Consider the following 15712-nt stretch of genomic DNA (forward strand, 5'->3'; position numbering starts at 1 on the left):
GGTCATTCCAGCCGGCAGGCGGCCGGGCCGAGCGCGCTGATGCGCGCCTCGAGCACCCCGGGCACGAGCACCATCGCCCGCTGAACCGCGGCGGCGTCGCCGGGCAGGCAGAGCACCTTGACTTGCGGCCCGGCGTCGATGGTGAAATAGGCCGGCACGCCCTGGGCGCGAAGACCCGCCACGGCGTGCATCGCGGCGACGGTCGCGGCGTTCCAATAGATCAGTGCGGGTCGGGTCGTGAGCATCAGGGCGTGCAGTTTGAGGCAGTTGTACTCGGAGAGCTGCCCGAGCCGGGCGAAATCGCGGTCACGGATGGCGGAGCGCATCTCGTTGAGGTCGTCGTCGGCCGAGTCAAGCCAGGCCTGGTAGAACGGCGAGGAGGCCTTGCTCTCGTTCATGCCGATAGTGGAATTTATCGATTTCTCGCCGTGCTCGGTGATCGCCACGACGACCGCCAGCGGCCAGTCCGCCCGGTCGAGCAGCTCTTCCGCGTAGGCGTCCGATCCGTCGGCGGCGGTGCCGGCGTGCATCTCGGCGAAGCCGCCGAAGATCGAGCGGGCGGCCGAGCCCGAGCCGTGCCGGGCCAAGATCGACAGTTCCCGGTCGGCCAGGGTGAGGCCGGCGGCGCCGGACGCGGCAACCGCGAGGGCGGCGAAGCCGGACGCCGACGAGGCGAGGCCGGCCCCGGTCGGAAAGTTGTTCGTCGACGTCACGATGGCGTTCAGTCGGGCGGCGGACAGGCCCATGCTGGCGGCATGCCCACGCACCAGGTCGAGAACGTGACTGATGCGCGTGGCCTGGATGCGGCATCCGGCCAGCCACAGTTCATCGGCGACCAGACCGGGCGTGAAGGTGACGCGGGTGTCGGTGTAGAGCGCGTCGAGCGTGACCGAGATGGAGCCGACCGCGGGCGTGTTCAGGGCGGCGTCGCGCTTGCCCCAGTATTTGACGAGGGCGATGTTGCTGTGCGCGCGGGCCACGGCGGTGGCGCCACCATCGATGGGTTGGTCCACAGTGGTGCTCCGATCGGGTTCACTCGATTTTAGTCGCTTCCCGGGGGGCCGCACCGCCGTGATCGGGTCGGTTCCGCCTGACGATCTGATCCTGGTCACCACTTTCACCAACCGATCCGTTGATAATGGAGTGGTGCGTTTGAGACCCGGTGTGGGTGAACAACCACGCCAAACCTGAAGAGGGAACTGTTGACGCCTGGAATTAGTGGATTCTCCCTGTTCGTGCCGCCCTACCGGGTGCAGCTCGAGGCCTGGTGCGACTGGAACGACCAGCCGTGGGGGAAGGTCCGGAACGTCGTTGGACGCAGCTTCCGCATGCGCGGCCCAGGCCAGAGTGTCTACACGCTCGCGGCGAACGCGGTGTGGCGTTTGATCCGCGACTACGACATCGACCCCGGTCAGGTCGGCCTCCTGGCCCTCGGCACCGAATCCAGCAGCGACAACTCGGCCGGTGCGGTCATCGTCAAGGGCATGGTCAACGATGCCCTCACCGCCCATGGCATGCCGCTGCTCGCGCGCGACTGCGAGGTGCCCGAGTTCAAGCAGGCCTGCCTCGCCGGCGTCTACGGCATCAAGGCCGCCCTGCGCTACCTGGCGACGGATGGCGTGGGCCGCCAGGCCATCGTCGTCTCCGCCGACATCGCCGAATACGCTCGCGGCGGCAGCGGCGAGCCCACCCAAGGTGCAGGCGCCGTCGCTGTGCTCCTGGAAAGCGAGGCCCGACTGCTGGAAGTAAATCTGGCCGGGTCCGGCAGCGACTCCGACTACCGGGTGGCCGACTTCCGCAAGCCGTTCGCGCGCTTCCGCGGGCAGCCGCCCCGCGACGACGGGCAGATGCAGGACCTGCCCGTGTTCAACGGCCGGTACTCGACCAGCTGCTACATCGACGCGACCCACCACGCGATGACGGCCATGCTGGGAAAGCGCCCCGGCAATTCCCTCGATTACTTCAACGAGGTCGACCGGGTGTTCATGCACCGCCCGTACCACCAGATGCCGGCGACCGGCTGGGTGATGGCCTACCTGTTCACGCTCGCGGCCGACGAGGAATCGGGCCGCGACCAGCTGCGCGCGCACTGCGCGGATGCCGGGATCGACGCCGACCTCCTGCTCGCCGAGATGTGCGCACCCTCGCCGTTCCACGGAAACGGGGCCGACATCGGCGAGATCATCGGTGACGTCTTCCCGCTGTCCCGCCGCCTGCGCCAGCACCTGCGCAGCACCGAAGTCTGGAACACCCTGGTCAGCGAGAAGCTCGGCCTCGGCTCGGACGCCATGCGCGACCTGGGCAACCTCTACACGGCCGCCCTGCCGGCGTGGCTCGCATCCGGTCTGCAGCACGCACTGACGGAGGGGCTCGAGCTCGCCGGCCAGGAGTGGCTGGCGCTCGGCTACGGCAGCGGCGACGCCGCCGAGGCTCTCCCGATGCGGGTCGCCGAGGGTTGGCAGGCCGCCGCCGCACGCATCAACTTCGAGACCGCCCTGCACGGCCCGGTCGACCTGACCGAGGCGCAGTACATCGCGCTGCACGAGGGGCGCCCCGGTGACCTCGTGCCGGCCCCGGCCGAGGACCAGTTCGTCGTCGACCACCTCGGCACCGCGAACGGCCCCGACTTCTACGACCAGGGCATCGAGTATTACCGCTACGTGCCCCTTACCGCCTGACGTTCTTGCCGCCTGACGCGCGATTCAATCCCCTGAGCGCGCGAACCAATTCGGCGGAGATTTTGCTCCGGAACCCGGTTTTTCGCACCGATCGGGGTGATCCCGGCAAAATCTCCGTCGAATTGGTGAGGTCGGCACCGTGAGCACGGGCGGCCCAGAAAGCCGAGCTGGCTGAGCGCCAGGCCGCTTTGCGGGAGTCGCTGAGGTCGTGCCGAAATCAACCCTGCACCTAGAGCGCAGATCCGAGTAAAGTCGGGCCATGAAACCCCGAATCCGACTCCTGTCCAGCGTCCTCGCCGCCATCCTCGCCGCCTCGGGCGTGCTTGCCGCTGGTGCTCTACCGGCATCCGCCGCACCCACGGCCCCGTCCAACAAGTACGTCGCCTTGGGCGACTCTTACGCGGCCGGGCAAGGCGGCGGTGACTACGTGGACAGCTGCCTGCAGAGCCCGAACGGCTACCCCGCCCTTCTGGACGCGGTGAAGGGCACGAACCTACTGCGCAACGTCAGTTGCAGCCTGGCCACCACCGGGACTGTGACCACCACGCAGCTGTCGTCCCTGAACCGGGGGACCACCCTGGCGACACTTACCGTGGGCGGCAACGATCTGAATGTGGCCGGCGTGGCGGCGGCGTGCGCGTCCGCGGATCCGGTCGCGTGCGGGAACGCCATCTCCACCGGTGGCGCCCTGATCTATTCCGGCGAGCTTACAGCCCGTCTGGCCGACACCTACGCGCGCGTCGCGGCGGCCGCCCCGAATGCCCACGTGGTCGTCACCGGCTACCCGCTGCTCTTTGCCCCCTCGGCTAACCCGCTGATCGCCCAGCTCAACGGGGCAACCATGCTGCTAAACCAGACCATCCAGGGCGTCGTAGCCCAGGCCCAGGCAATCCGACCGAACTCCAGCATCGAATACGTCGACGTGTCCGCGGCTTTCGCGGGCCACGGCATCGGAGACGTCGACTCGTGGGTCTACTTCGCCGGTCCGGATGCCTTCCACCCGACCCCCGCCGGCTACCAGGCCTACGCGGCGGCCATCCAGGCGGCGCTGTAACTCGGTAGCAGTCCCGGTTCCCGGCTCCCCGGGCACTGGCCTGCCGACGATGTGCCGTGGCCCTCCCCGCGGAAGCGAACTAGTCGTTCGGCTCCAGGAACTCGGTGGTGTGCGCGATCGTCGGGATCGAGGACGTGATGACGGTGCCGTCGGCCCGTCGCCCGCCCTCGACCAAGGTCCGAGAGGGTGCTCCCGGGTCGCGCGGGCCCTGGTGGGTCAGCGCGACCGTGATGGGCAGGCCCATCCGCACGATGACGGAAACACCGCGCACGGACAGCAAGACGTCGACGCCCTCCTCGATCGTGAGGTTGACCTCGCTCTGCCGCACGTCCACGCGCAGCCGGGTTCCCCGGAGCGTGACGCGGAAGGTCAGCGCCTCCCAGGTCTCAGGCAGTCGCGGGTCGAGGGTGATCTTGCCGCCGTGGTCGCGCATGCCGCCGAAGCCGTAGACGAGCGCGCTCCAGACACCGCCGGCGGATGCCACGTGAACGCCGTCCGCCGCGTTGTGGTGCAGATCGGCGAGGTCGACGAACAGGCCCGAGGTGAAGTATTTGAGCGCCAGCTCGTGGTAGCCGACCTCGGCCGCGATGATCGACTGCACGACGTCGGACAGCGTCGAGTCACCCGTGGTGATCGGGTCGTAGTAGTCGAAGTCGGCACGTTTCTGCTCCGGCGTGAACTGGTCACCCTGCAGCAGGAGGGCGAGCACGACATCCGCCTGCTTGAGCACCTGGAAGCGGTAGATCACGAGGGGGTGGTAGTGCAGCAGCAGCGGGCGGTTGGCGGGCGGCGTCTGCGAGAGGTCCCAACGTTCCTTCTCCAGGAACTGCGCGTCCTGCGGGTGGATGCCCAGGGTCTTGTCAAAGGGGATGTGCATTGCTTCCGCGGCGAACGACCACTCGATGATCTCGGCCTCACCGAGTCCGAGGCGGGCGACCATGAAGTCGTAGGAGGCGATGTCGACCTCGCGCAGTCTGCGCACACTGGTGACCGCGTCCCGCAGGTTCGAGCGGGCCATGATGTTCGTGTAGAGGTTGTCGTTGACGACGGTCGTGTACTCGTCGGGCCCGGTAACGCCGTGAATGTGGAAGACGTCGTTGCCGTTGCCGCGCCAGAAGCCGAGGTCGGCCCACATGCGCGCCGTCTCCACCAGGATGTCGATGGCCTCGCGGGAGAGGAAGTCCTCATCGCCGGTGGCCGACACGTACTGGGTCAGCGCATAGGAGATGTCAGCGTCGATGTGATACTGCGCGGTGCCGGCGGCGTAGTACGCGGACGACTCCAGGCCGTTGATCGTGCGCCACGGGAACAGCGCGCCCAGCTGGTTCAGTTCGGTGGCGCGCATCCTGGCGTGCTCGAGCATCGCGTGCCGGAACCGCAGCGCGTTGCGCGCGGCGTTCGGTGACGTGTAGGTCAGGAAGGGGAGCACGTACACTTCCGTGTCCCAGAAATAGTGACCGCCGTAGCCGGATCCGGACACGCCCTTCGCGGACACGCCCTGGCCGTCGGCTCGCATGGACGCCTGCGCGAGCTGGAAGAAGTTCCAGCGGGTGGCCTGCTGGAGGGCAGGCTGGCCGGCGAGTTCGACATCCGTGCGCGCCCAGAAAGCGGTGAGCCAGTCGCGCTGCTCGGCGACGTACTGCTCGGTTCCGGCTGCGACGGCGCGGTCGAGCGTGCGGTCGCACCGGTCGGCGAGCTCGTGCGTGGGCACGCCGGTGGAGGTGTGGTAGCTGAGGGTCTTGGTCAGTCGGATGGACTGGCCCTGCTTGGCCTTGATGCGGTAGACGTGCTTGGCGAGGTCGTCGCCGATGTGCGAGGCCTCGTCGTACTCATTGAGCGTCTCAAGCTGGTGGTCGGCGGCGCAGGCGATGGTCATGCCCGAGTTCGTGCAGCGGAAGCCGAGGATGTAGCGGCCCTCGGATGCCCGTTTGAAGCGGGGGCGCAGCACCCGGTCGGTGAACGACTCGGCCCTACGCGGGTCGAAGTCCTTGCCGTTGGTGGGCTTCGGGGCGTCGTACTCGCCGATGCCGTCCTGGCGGTTGAGGATCTGGCTGGAGATAACGACCGACGCGTCGGCGTCCAGCATGGTGACCTCGTACTCGAGGATTGCGAGGTGGCGTTCCGTGAACGACACCAGGCGGCGCGACTGGATCAGCACGCGCTTGCCCGAGGGCGTGCGCCATTCGAGGGATCGGGAGAGGATGCCGCCGGCGAAGTCGAGGCGGCGCTCATAGCTGAGCAGATCCGCGAGGGTCAGGACGAGCGGCTCGTCGTCGACGTAAATGCGAATGATCTTGGCATCCGGCGCGTTGACGATCGTCTGCCCGACGCGTGCGAAGCCGAAGGCCTCTTCCGCGTGCCGGATCTGCCAGGTCTCGTGGAACCCGTTGATGAACGTGCCGTGGGCGTGGCCGTCCCGGCCCTCGTCCACGTTGCCGCGCAGGCCGAGGTACCCGTTGCCGATGGCGAACAGCGTCTCGGTGCGTCCCATGTCGTCACCCGAGAAGTCCTTCTCGACCAGGGCCCACTCGTCGATCGGAAATCGGTTGCGGTCGAGCGGGTCGTTCGTGTCGGTGATCCGGTTCATTCTCCGGCCTCCGTTTCGACGTTGGGGAGCAGCTCGTGCAGGTCGGTAACGACGACGTCGGCCCCGGCGTCGAGCAGGGTCTGCGTGCCCACGCCGCGGTCCACTCCGAGCACGAGGCCGAAGTTGCCGGCGCGACCGGCCTGGATGCCCGAGTGCGCGTCTTCGACGACGACGCACTGGGCCGCATCGAGGCCGAGCAGTGCCGCGCCGAGCTCATAGGTGTCGGGGGCCGGCTTGCCGGCCAGACCACGCTCGGCCGAGAGCAGGCCGTCGACGACGATTTCGAAGCGTCCGCGAATGCCGGCTGCCGCGAGGGTCTTCTCCCCGTTGCGCGAGCTGGTGACGACGGCCACGGCGAGGCCGGCGGCCACGACGTAGTCGAGGAACTCGATCGATCCCGGGTAGGGCGTGACACCGCTTTCGGCGAGGGTCTCGTTGAAGGCCTCGTTCTTGCGGTTGCCGAGGCCGCAGACGGTGTTGCGCTCCGGGGCGTCCGTCGGGTCGCCGTCGGGCAGCTGGATGCCCCGGGAGGCGAGCAGCGACCGCACGCCGTCATAGCGGGGCTTGCCATCGATGTACTGGAAGTAGTCGGCGTCGCTGTAGGCGGGGCTCACTCCCTGGTCCTCGAGAAAGCGGGTGAACAGGCGCGACCAGGCGGCCATGTGAACATCGGCGGTGGGCGTGAGCACCCCGTCGAGGTCGAAGAGTACACCGCGCATGGACAGGAGCCGGGCGCGCGTTTCCGCGCGCGACAGGGGGAATCGCGTAGAAGTCATAACTGATGCCTTGCTTGGTAGGTCCTGAGACAGTGGGAGGTCTGATCGAAGCGGTCAAATGATCACGATCTCGATCGGGGGATCGACGTGATGTGCGCCAACGCGGCGAGGAATGCGATTGACGACGCTGCGGACCAGGGCTAGGACTGCATACGCCTGAATACTCCCCCCGATCCTATGCCCCCGACGGCGTTGCGCCGATTTCTCCGGTTGCGCGGCCCTGATCCCCCGGTCTCCGGCGCGCCCGGAAAATCGGCCGATACTATTGGCAGGATGAACCGCGAACGGAGCGCGCTCTCGGCCGCACCCGCGTCCGCGAATCGATCGCGCTCCGCGCGGCTGGCGGGCCGGCGTTTCCGACAGCTCTTCTCGGTCACGGTCGCGGTTCTCGTCCTGCTGGTGGCGGGCCTCGCGATGGCCAACTTCAGCCAGGGTCCCCGCCTGGCCTCCGCCGAGATCAACCTCGACGCCGCCGTCACGCGTGGCAACGCGCGCCTGCTGCTCACCGCGAACCAGGCGCTGGCCGAGGTCCAAGCCGGCCAGGTGGCGGTATCCCCGGCTACAGAGGTCTCCGCCCGTGTCGCCGACCGCGCCCTGACGGTGGAGTTCGCCAGCATCCTGCGCTACAACACCGTCTATACGGTGACGGTGACGGATGTCGCGAGCATCACCCAGGACGCCACCGCCACCCTGGAATACGAGTTCACGACCCCGGACGTCGACATCTATGCGCTGCAGCGCGACAGCCGGGTGGATGACGCCGGCGCGAAGCGGCCCGACACCGTGCGCCGAACGACCCTGCAGGGCCGGGGCGACGGAGACATCGTGTTCAGCGCACCGCGCATCCAGCAGTATGTCGCCCTGGAGAACCACCTCGCCGCCGTCACGCTCGCCGAAGACGACACGGCCACCCTCGAGGTGGTCTCGTTCGGGGGCGGGGACAACGTGCAGGTGCCCGTGCCGGGCGCGGGCGTGATCGAGAACCTGGCGGCCTCCCCGTCGAAAACCCTGATCGCGTACACCTTCACCAGCGCCCCGGAGACGGCGGGGCGCCGCTACGACCGCACCCCCTTCGTCTACGACCTGACCGAGTACTCGGGCCTCCCGGCCGAGGTCACCGGGGTGGACGGCCTGCCGATGACGGTGATGGACCTGCGGTTCGTGCCGGACAGCACCTCTCTCGTCGTGCAGAACGCCGGGCAGACCCTGTTCCTGATCGACATGCTCGGCGACGCCGTGCTGACCCCGTTGGGCGAGCACGACGAGATGCGCGGATTCGTTCCCGGCACCCGCGCGCTCGTCGTCGCCGACCCCGACCAAGGCTCGACGATCGACCTCGCCGACGGGGCCGTGACCACACTCGACCTCGCGCCCAGCCTGCTCGAAGCGAGCGCCTACCCCGGCAAGCTCGTGCTCCTCACCGAGCAGGGGCGCTACGCCCGCCTGTTTCTGCAGGAAACCGGCGACAGCAACCAGCTGGCTTACCTGATCGCCGTCACCGACGCCGCCGACTCGAGCGTCGCGTTCACTCCCGCGTCGGACGCGTCGCGCGTGCGGGACTTCTGCGTCTCGCCGAACGGCCAGTACCTCGCGGTGGAGACGATCCCGGCGACCGGCCTCGGCGACGACTACCCGACCCTGCCCGCGTTCTCGGGCATGACGACCACCCTGGTAGACCTCGACCGCGGCACCAGCAGCCGTAGCGTGTCCGGTTTTCTCCCTGATTGGTGCGGCTAACCGAGGGATACCCCCGCCAACCTCCTGCCGATGGCTGCCTGTCCCGAGCGCAACCGAGTCGAAACAGGACAAGATATACCCATGAGTCAGACCATCGCCGCGCGGCCCTTCACCGCGCGCCGGAGGCCCGGCCGCGGCCTCTCCGTCGGCCTCGTCATCATCGGGCTGGTGATCCTGCTGCGCGTGTTTGCGCCGTCGGCCCCTGCCGACACCCTGGCGGACACCTTCCGCGACTTCGTCACCCTGTCGATCAGCGTGGTGATCGAGTCGCTGCCGTTCGTCTTCCTCGGCATCGTGCTGTCGATCGTGGTGCAGACCTGGCTGCCGGAGGGGTTCCTGCTGCGGCGCCTGCCGAAGAACCCGGTCGCCCGGCGGGTCGTACTCTCGCTGCTGGGCATGCTGCTGCCGGTTTGCGAGTGCGGCAATGTGCCTCTGGCGCGCGGCCTGATCGCCAAGGGGCTGACGGTCGGCGAATCGATGACGTTCCTCTTCGCGGCCCCGATCCTCAACCCGGTGACCATCATCACCACCCAGCAGGCCTTCGGTTGGGACAGTGGCATCCTGGTCTGGCGCATCGCCGGCGGATTCCTGATCGCCAACCTGATCGGCTACATCTACAGCCGGCACCCGAAACCCGAGTCCCTGCTCGCTCCCCGGTTTCAGGATGCCTGTGCACTCGGCGACCACCATGACGCGGCCGACGGGAAGATCAAGCGCAGCGCCGGCCTGTTCACGAAGGAGACCAGCGCGATGTTGCCGGCGCTCTTTATCGGCGCCGGACTGGCCGGGCTGATCCAGACCGCCGTCTCCCGCGAGGTGCTCGTGACGCTCGGCAGCCACCCGGTCTGGTCCGTGCTGGCGCTGATGGCCCTGGCCTTCGTGGTTTCGATCTGCTCCAGCGTCGACGCCTTCTTCGTCCTCTCGTTCGGTGCGACGTTCATGCCCGGTGCCATCGTGGCCTTCCTGGTCTTCGGCCCGATGATCGACATCAAGATGCTGGCCCTGCTGCGCACGACCTTCACGGCCAAGACCCTGATGCAGCTCACCCTGATTGTGGCTCTCTGCTCCGCGGTTCTCGGATTGGCGATCAACTATGTCGTTTAGACGGCTCCTGCGGCGCTGGCAGGGCGCGCTTCTCAGCATCGTGGGCATTGTGGCCACGGTCTGCCTGGGGGTCAGCGGGCAGCTCGGGCTCTACATCCACCCCCGGTACTTCGTGTTCACCATGGTGATGGCCGTGATCGCCGCCGCGCTGGTGGTGGCCGCATTCGCTCTCCTGCCCGCAGCCGAAGACGGGCACGAGCACGAGCTGCCTGAGGACGACGGAGGACGCTGGGCGTGGCTCTGGCCGGCCGGCAGCATCCTGATCATCGTCGCGGCCACCGTGGGCCTCCTGGTGTTGCCGCCGGCGACCCTGACCACGGCCACGGTCGCCAAGCGCGACCTGAACGGCTCGACCTCGCTCATCACGCAGAAAGAGGCGAGCGACCTCGTCGGCGGCGACTACTCGACCTTCACCGTGCGGGACTGGTCCTCGCTGCTGCGCCAAGGCGCCGGCGAGGACTTCTTCGCCGACAAGACCGCGACCGTGACCGGGTTCGTCACGCCCGACACGAGCGACCCCGAGAACGTGTTCTTCGTGGCCCGCTTCGTCGTGTCCTGCTGCGCGGTCGACGCGCAGCCGGTCGGCATCCCCGTCTACTACCCCGGCTGGCAGGACGAATTCCCGACCGACAGCTGGGTTGCCATCGAGAGCGGTTTCAACACCAACCCGAGCATCCGCAGCGATGAGACCATCGCCCTTGTTCCGAGCGAGATCACACCCACGGACCAGCCCGCCCAGCCGTACGTCTACTGACGCCGGCAAGCTGATCGGGCCGCTCTGACGCCCGGTGCCCGCTGCATCCGTCGCTACGCAAACTCGGAGAAATTGCCGTAACGCCGGCTGGGTCACCCCAGCCTGATCTCGCGGCGTGTCGTGAAAATCCCCGAGTTTAGGCAACACGACGGAGGCCCGGAGTGCGCCGAGCTGCGTGGCACGTTCCCGGGTGATTCGGGCGCCGCCCGCGGGGCTCGGCGAGCTCGACCTCCGATCAGGCGGCCGAGGCATCCTTGGGGTCGGTGGCGGCGTCATCCGTGCCGAAGTGGTTGCTGCCCGCGGTCACGCCGGCGAGCCGCAGCCAGGTGTCGACCACGGTGTCGGGGTTCAGCGACACGGAGTCGATGCCCTCGGCGACGAGCCACTCGGCAAAGTCCGGGTGGTCACTGGGGCCTTGACCGCAAATGCCCACATACTTGCCGCGGGCCTTGCAGGCCGCGATCGCCATGCTGAGCAGTTTCTTCACGGCCGGGTCGCGCTCGTCGAAGCCGCCGGCGACGATCGCCGAGTCGCGGTCGAGGCCGAGTGCCAGCTGCGTCATGTCGTTGGAGCCGATGGAGAACCCGTCGAAGTAGTCCAGGAACTCGTCGGCGAGCAGCGCGTTGGCCGGCAGCTCGCACATCATGACGATCTCAAGGCCGTTCTCCCCACGGCGCAGCCCGTTCTCGGCGAGCAGTTCAATAACGCCCGCGGCCTCGTCCAGGGTGCGCACGAAGGGGATCATCAGCTTGACGTTGGTCAGCCCCATCTCGTTTCGCACGAATGAGAGCGCCTCGCATTCGAGGTCGAAGCAGTCCCGGAACGAGGGCTCGAGGTAGCGGGACGCCCCGCGGAACCCGAGCATCGGGTTCTCTTCGTGCGGCTCGTAGGCCGGTCCGCCGATGAGGTTGGCGTACTCGTTGGACTTGAAATCGCTCATCCGCACGATCACGGTCTCCGGCGCGAAGGCGGCCGCGATCGTGGACACGCCCTCGGCCAGGCGCTTGATGTAGTAGTCGCGCGGATTGCCGTAGGCGGCGATGCGGGTGTTGATCTCGCGGGCCACGTCGGCGGGCTGGTCGGCAAGGTTGAGCAAGGCCTTGGGGTGGATGCCGATCTGACGGTTGATGATGAATTCGAGCCGGGCGAGACCCACGCCGTGGTTGGGCAGCTGGGCGAACGTGAACGCCTGCTCCGGGGTGCCGACATTCATCATGACCTTCACCGGGGCCGGCGGCAGGGTGGTGAGCGCGGTCTCCTCGATGCCGAAGTCGAGCAGCCCTTCGTAGATCAGGCCCGCCTCACCCTCGGCGCAGGACACCGTGACTTCGAGGCCGTCGGAGAGGATGTCGGTGGCGGTCCCGGTGCCGACGACCGCGGGAATGCCGAGTTCGCGGGCGATGATCGCGGCATGGCAGGTGCGGCCGCCGCGGTTGGTCACGATGGCGCTGGCGCGCTTCATGATCGGTTCCCAGTCGGGGTCGGTCATGTCCGCGACGAGCACGTCGCCGGTGGCAAAGCTCGCCATCTGGTCGATGGACGAGAGGATGCGCACGCTTCCGGCGCCGATCCGCTGGCCGATGGCGCGGCCCTCGACCAGCACCTTACCGGTCTCGTTCATCTTGAACCGGCTCTGGGACACCGCGGTCGCTCGCGACTGAACCGTCTCCGGGCGGGCCTGCAGGATGTAGATGCCGCCGTCGATGCCGTCTTTGCCCCACTCGATGTCCATCGGGCGTCCGTAGTGCGCCTCGATCGAGAGGGCGTGGCGGGCCAGCTCCTCCACGTCGGCATCGGTGATGCTGAACAGGTCGCGCAGGTCGACGTCCACGGGAACGAAGTCGATCGTGCGGCCGATTTCACGGTTCTTCGTGAAGGTCATCTGCAGCGCCTTCTCGCCGAGGGTGCGCTTGAGGATGGCGGGACGGCCGGCCTCGAGTGCCGGCTTGTAGACGTAGAACTCGTCGGGGTTGACGGCGCCCTGCACGACGGCCTCGCCCAGACCGTAGGAGGAGGTGATGAAGACCGCGTCGCGGAAGCCGGATTCGGTGTCCATCGTGAACATGACCCCGGAGGAGCCGATGTCCGAGCGCACCATGCGCTGGATCCCGGCCGACAGCGCCACCTCGGCGTGCTCGAAATCGTGGTGCACCCGGTAGGCGATCGCCCGGTCGTTGTAAAGGGAGGCGAAGACATCTTTGATGGCCGGCAGGATGTTCTCGATTCCGCGCACATTCAGGAACGTCTCCTGCTGACCGGCGAAGGACGCGTCCGGAAGGTCCTCGGCGGTGGCGCTGGAACGCACCGCCCAGGAAATGTCGTCGGAGCCGCCGTGCTTCAGGACCAGGGCCGCGTAGGCGGCCCGGATCTGGGACTCGAACTCGGGCAGGAAGGGCGTGTCACGCATCAGGCCGCGGATTTCCTTGCCGGCCGCTGCCAGCGCGGTGACGTCGTCGATGTCGAGGCCCCGCAGGCGCTCGATGATCCGCTGGTCCAAACCGGAATCGGACAGGAACCGGCGGTAGGAGTCCGCGGTGGTGGCGAATCCGTCGGGCACCTTGACGCCGGCCGACGTCAGATTCTGCACCATTTCGCCCAGGGAAGCGTTCTTGCCGCCCACCCGGTCCAGGTCCGTGAGTCCGATTTCGGAAAACCAGAGGATGTCTGTCGTCATGTGTTCTGCTCCCTTGCAGTGTGCGACCAGAGGTGAGGCCACGAGGTGAGGAGGCTCACCTCATGGATAAGCGACCTATTCCCATAGTGACAGGTCTATCCGGCCTGAGCGCAATTTGTTTACTTGATTGACATGTTCACTTGTCTGCGTTTTGAATGTGAGTCAGCGCTTGAGGTTCATTTGCTGCAGAATCATGGCCGACATCTCCTCCACGGACATGCTCGCCGAGTTGAGGAATGGGATTCCGTGGGAGGCATAGAGTCGCTCCGCACTGCGCAGCTCGAACCCGCACTGCCGCAGGGACGCGTAGGGCGAACCTTCCCGGCGCTGGGTGCGCACCTGGCTCAGGCGCAGGGGATTGGTGGTGAGCCCGAAGCACTTGTCCACGAACGGTCGCAGTGGCTTGGGGAGACCCTCCCGCTCGAAGTCCTCGTCGACGAGAGGAAAGTTCGCCGCGAAGATGCCGTGCTGCAGCGCCAGGTACATCGTGGTGGGGGTCTTGCCGCAGCGCGACGGGGCCACCAGGATCAGCTGCGCCTTCTCGAGCGCTCGCAGGCTCTGGCCGTCATCGTGCTCCATCGCGTATTCGACGGCCGTCATGCGGGACTGATAGCGGGCGGCGTTGCCGAGGCCGTGGGCGCGCCCTGGTTCGTTGCTGGCCTGCGTCGCCAGGGTCTCCTCGAGCTCGCTGAGATAGGTTCCGAGCAGGTCGATCAGGGTGGCCGTGCAGGTGCCGAGGGTGCGGCGGATGTCGCTGGTCACGGCCGTGGAGAATACGATCGGCTTCTGGCCGCGCTCCACCAGAGCGTCGATCAGGTCGACCACGGCCTGGGCCTGGTCCACATTCAGGATGAACGGGATCGTCGTGCGGTCGAACTCCACGGTGGGGAACTGGGACAGGAGGGTGCTCCCGAGCGTTTCCGCCGTGATTCCGGTGCTATCCGAGAGAAAGAAAACCGGGCATGGATCGTCAGTGGCCATATCTCATTGTGTACCTCCCGGCAGGCTCGGCGCGGATCGGTGCGCGCGTACTGAGCGCCGCAGTCGATTCCGCGAGTTGCCGTCGTCGCATCGTGCGCAGCAGACTTGAGTCTGGGGTTGCGACTGATTCGTCCGCCCGGTAGCTAAGGAACCCACCATGACTGAACCGAATGATGCACGCGTCGGCCTCTACATCGACTTCGACAACATCGTCGTCTCTCGCTATCAGCAACTACACGGACGAAATGCCTTCCAGCGCGATGGCATCCGTAATTTCGACAGATCGAGCGCGGATGCCGAGCCCGAGGTTGCCGCGAAGCTGAACGCCGCGACGGTCGACTTCAACGCGATCATTGATTTCGCCGCGTCGTTCGGCACGCTGGTTGTCAATCGCGCGTACGCCGACTGGTCCGTGCCCGTGAATGCGAGCTACCAACGCCAGCTCATGTCCCGAGCGGTTGACCTCACCCAGCTATTCACCACGACCACGCGGGGAACGAAGAACGGGGCGGACATCCGTCTTGCCGTCGACGTGGTCGAAGACCTCTTCCGGCTGCCCGACCTCACCCACGTCATCATCGTCGCCGGTGACTCGGATTACATCGCCCTCGCCCAGAAGTCGAAACGTCTCGGTCGCTTCGTGGTGGGCATTGGAGTGGCCGGGTCGACCAGCACCTCCCTCGCGGCTGCGTGCGACGAATTCGAAGACTATGACTCTCTCCCCGGCATAGCGAAGGTCGCCGCCGCCGCGCCCGCCCCCGTGGCGCTCGTGCAGAAGCCCCCGTCGGGCAGGAAGGCCGCAGAACCCGCGACCGTGCCGCCCAAGACGGTGCCCGTCAAAGCCCGCACCCTGACGACGATCCCGATGTTCTCGCACACCACAAGTTCGCAATTCGACGAGCCGGAGCCGGAACCGGCCGAGGACATCGACCCTCAGACAATCGCGTCGGAGCTCCTCGTGCGTGCCCTGCAGATCGGGCACGCAAAGGGCGACGATGACGAGTGGCTGAACACCGGCACGGTAAAGAACCAGATGCGCCGGATGGACCCCTCGTTCAACGAAAAACCGCTCGGCTTCCGTTCCTTCACCGACTTCCTCTCCTCGCGCAGCGAGGTGGCCGAGCTGCAGGAAGATGGCCCGCATCGGCTCATCCGTCTGCGCCCGGAGGCCAACGCCGGACGCTGAGTCGGTCCGTGCGGTCCGGCGCCGAGCAGGAGCAACGCGTGGTGTGTCAGAACCAGGTTCCGTCGAACACAGACAGCGGTGTGATCTGAGCCCGTGAGCGTTTCGACCGAGACGAAGGCTGCTTTCAAGACGACCGAATTCAGCGCCTGAATGCTGATTCTCGTCGCGCGTTCATCGCTTC

The 15712-nt window shown here is 67.1% G+C and carries 11 protein-coding genes; 6 read left to right on the forward strand and 5 right to left on the reverse strand.

Annotated features, from left to right (window positions below):
* Nucleotides 1–2 precede the first annotated feature (2 nt).
* Nucleotides 3–1013, reverse strand: coding sequence for a diphosphomevalonate decarboxylase (gene mvaD, locus E3T34_RS08835; RefSeq protein WP_241973086.1), 1011 nt, complete (start codon nucleotides 1011–1013; stop codon nucleotides 3–5).
* A gap of 189 nt (nucleotides 1014–1202) precedes the next feature.
* Here mvaD and E3T34_RS08840 point away from each other — a divergent pair, with 189 nt between their 5' ends.
* Together E3T34_RS08840 and E3T34_RS08845 are read left to right on the forward strand one after the other, a co-directional pair.
* Nucleotides 1203–2678 (forward strand): hydroxymethylglutaryl-CoA synthase family protein, encoded by a 1476-nt coding sequence (locus tag E3T34_RS08840; protein WP_104100612.1) that lies wholly within the window; start codon nucleotides 1203–1205, stop codon nucleotides 2676–2678.
* Nucleotides 2679–2937: 259 nt separating this feature from the next.
* Nucleotides 2938–3732 (forward strand): SGNH/GDSL hydrolase family protein, encoded by a 795-nt coding sequence (locus E3T34_RS08845; protein ID WP_134342754.1) that lies wholly within the window; start codon nucleotides 2938–2940, stop codon nucleotides 3730–3732.
* Nucleotides 3733–3811: 79 nt separating this feature from the next.
* On the opposite strand, the gene E3T34_RS08850 is transcribed toward E3T34_RS08845, so the two are convergent.
* Both E3T34_RS08850 and E3T34_RS08855 read right to left on the reverse strand, forming a co-directional pair.
* Entirely contained in the window at nucleotides 3812–6319 is a 2508-nt protein-coding gene (locus tag E3T34_RS08850) for a glycoside hydrolase family 65 protein (protein WP_134342755.1), read from the reverse strand.
* Complete coding sequence (locus tag E3T34_RS08855) at nucleotides 6316–7095, reverse strand: HAD family phosphatase (protein ID WP_166785868.1); 780 nt, start codon at nucleotides 7093–7095, stop codon at nucleotides 6316–6318. The genes E3T34_RS08850 and E3T34_RS08855 overlap by 4 nt, the downstream gene beginning before the upstream one ends.
* A 273-nt stretch (nucleotides 7096–7368) precedes the next feature.
* Here E3T34_RS08855 and E3T34_RS08860 point away from each other — a divergent pair, with 273 nt between their 5' ends.
* The 3 genes from E3T34_RS08860 (at nucleotide 7369) to E3T34_RS08870 (ending at nucleotide 10690) form a co-directional block, all read left to right on the forward strand.
* Nucleotides 7369–8832: a hypothetical protein gene (locus E3T34_RS08860; protein WP_134342756.1), complete on the forward strand. Its 1464-nt coding sequence runs from the start codon at nucleotides 7369–7371 to the stop codon at nucleotides 8830–8832.
* An 81-nt stretch (nucleotides 8833–8913) separates the two neighbouring features.
* On the forward strand, nucleotides 8914–9936 hold the full coding sequence (locus E3T34_RS08865) for a permease (protein WP_134342757.1): 1023 nt from the start codon (nucleotides 8914–8916) through the stop codon (nucleotides 9934–9936).
* Complete coding sequence (locus E3T34_RS08870) at nucleotides 9926–10690, forward strand: TIGR03943 family protein (protein WP_134342758.1); 765 nt, start codon at nucleotides 9926–9928, stop codon at nucleotides 10688–10690. Before E3T34_RS08865 ends, E3T34_RS08870 begins: the two co-directional genes overlap by 11 nt.
* 235 nt (nucleotides 10691–10925) lie before the next feature.
* Here the strand turns inward: E3T34_RS08870 and ppsA are convergent, their stop codons facing one another.
* Nucleotides 10926–13364, reverse strand: coding sequence for a phosphoenolpyruvate synthase (ppsA, locus tag E3T34_RS08875; protein WP_104100605.1), 2439 nt, complete (start codon nucleotides 13362–13364; stop codon nucleotides 10926–10928).
* Nucleotides 13365–13526: 162 nt separating this feature from the next.
* Nucleotides 13527–14345, reverse strand: coding sequence for a pyruvate, water dikinase regulatory protein (locus E3T34_RS08880; RefSeq protein WP_104100604.1), 819 nt, complete (start codon nucleotides 14343–14345; stop codon nucleotides 13527–13529).
* 157 nt (nucleotides 14346–14502) lie between these two features.
* On the opposite strand from E3T34_RS08880, the gene E3T34_RS08885 reads away from it, so the two are divergent.
* The gene (locus E3T34_RS08885) at nucleotides 14503–15531 is read left to right on the forward strand and encodes an NYN domain-containing protein (RefSeq protein ID WP_104100603.1); all 1029 of its coding nucleotides are present in this window, start codon (nucleotides 14503–14505) and stop codon (nucleotides 15529–15531) included.
* Nucleotides 15532–15712 lie beyond the last annotated feature (181 nt).

It is taken from the genome of Cryobacterium sp. TMT1-62 (assembly GCF_004403145.1).
Lineage (GTDB): Bacteria > Actinomycetota > Actinomycetes > Actinomycetales > Microbacteriaceae > Cryobacterium > Cryobacterium sandaracinum.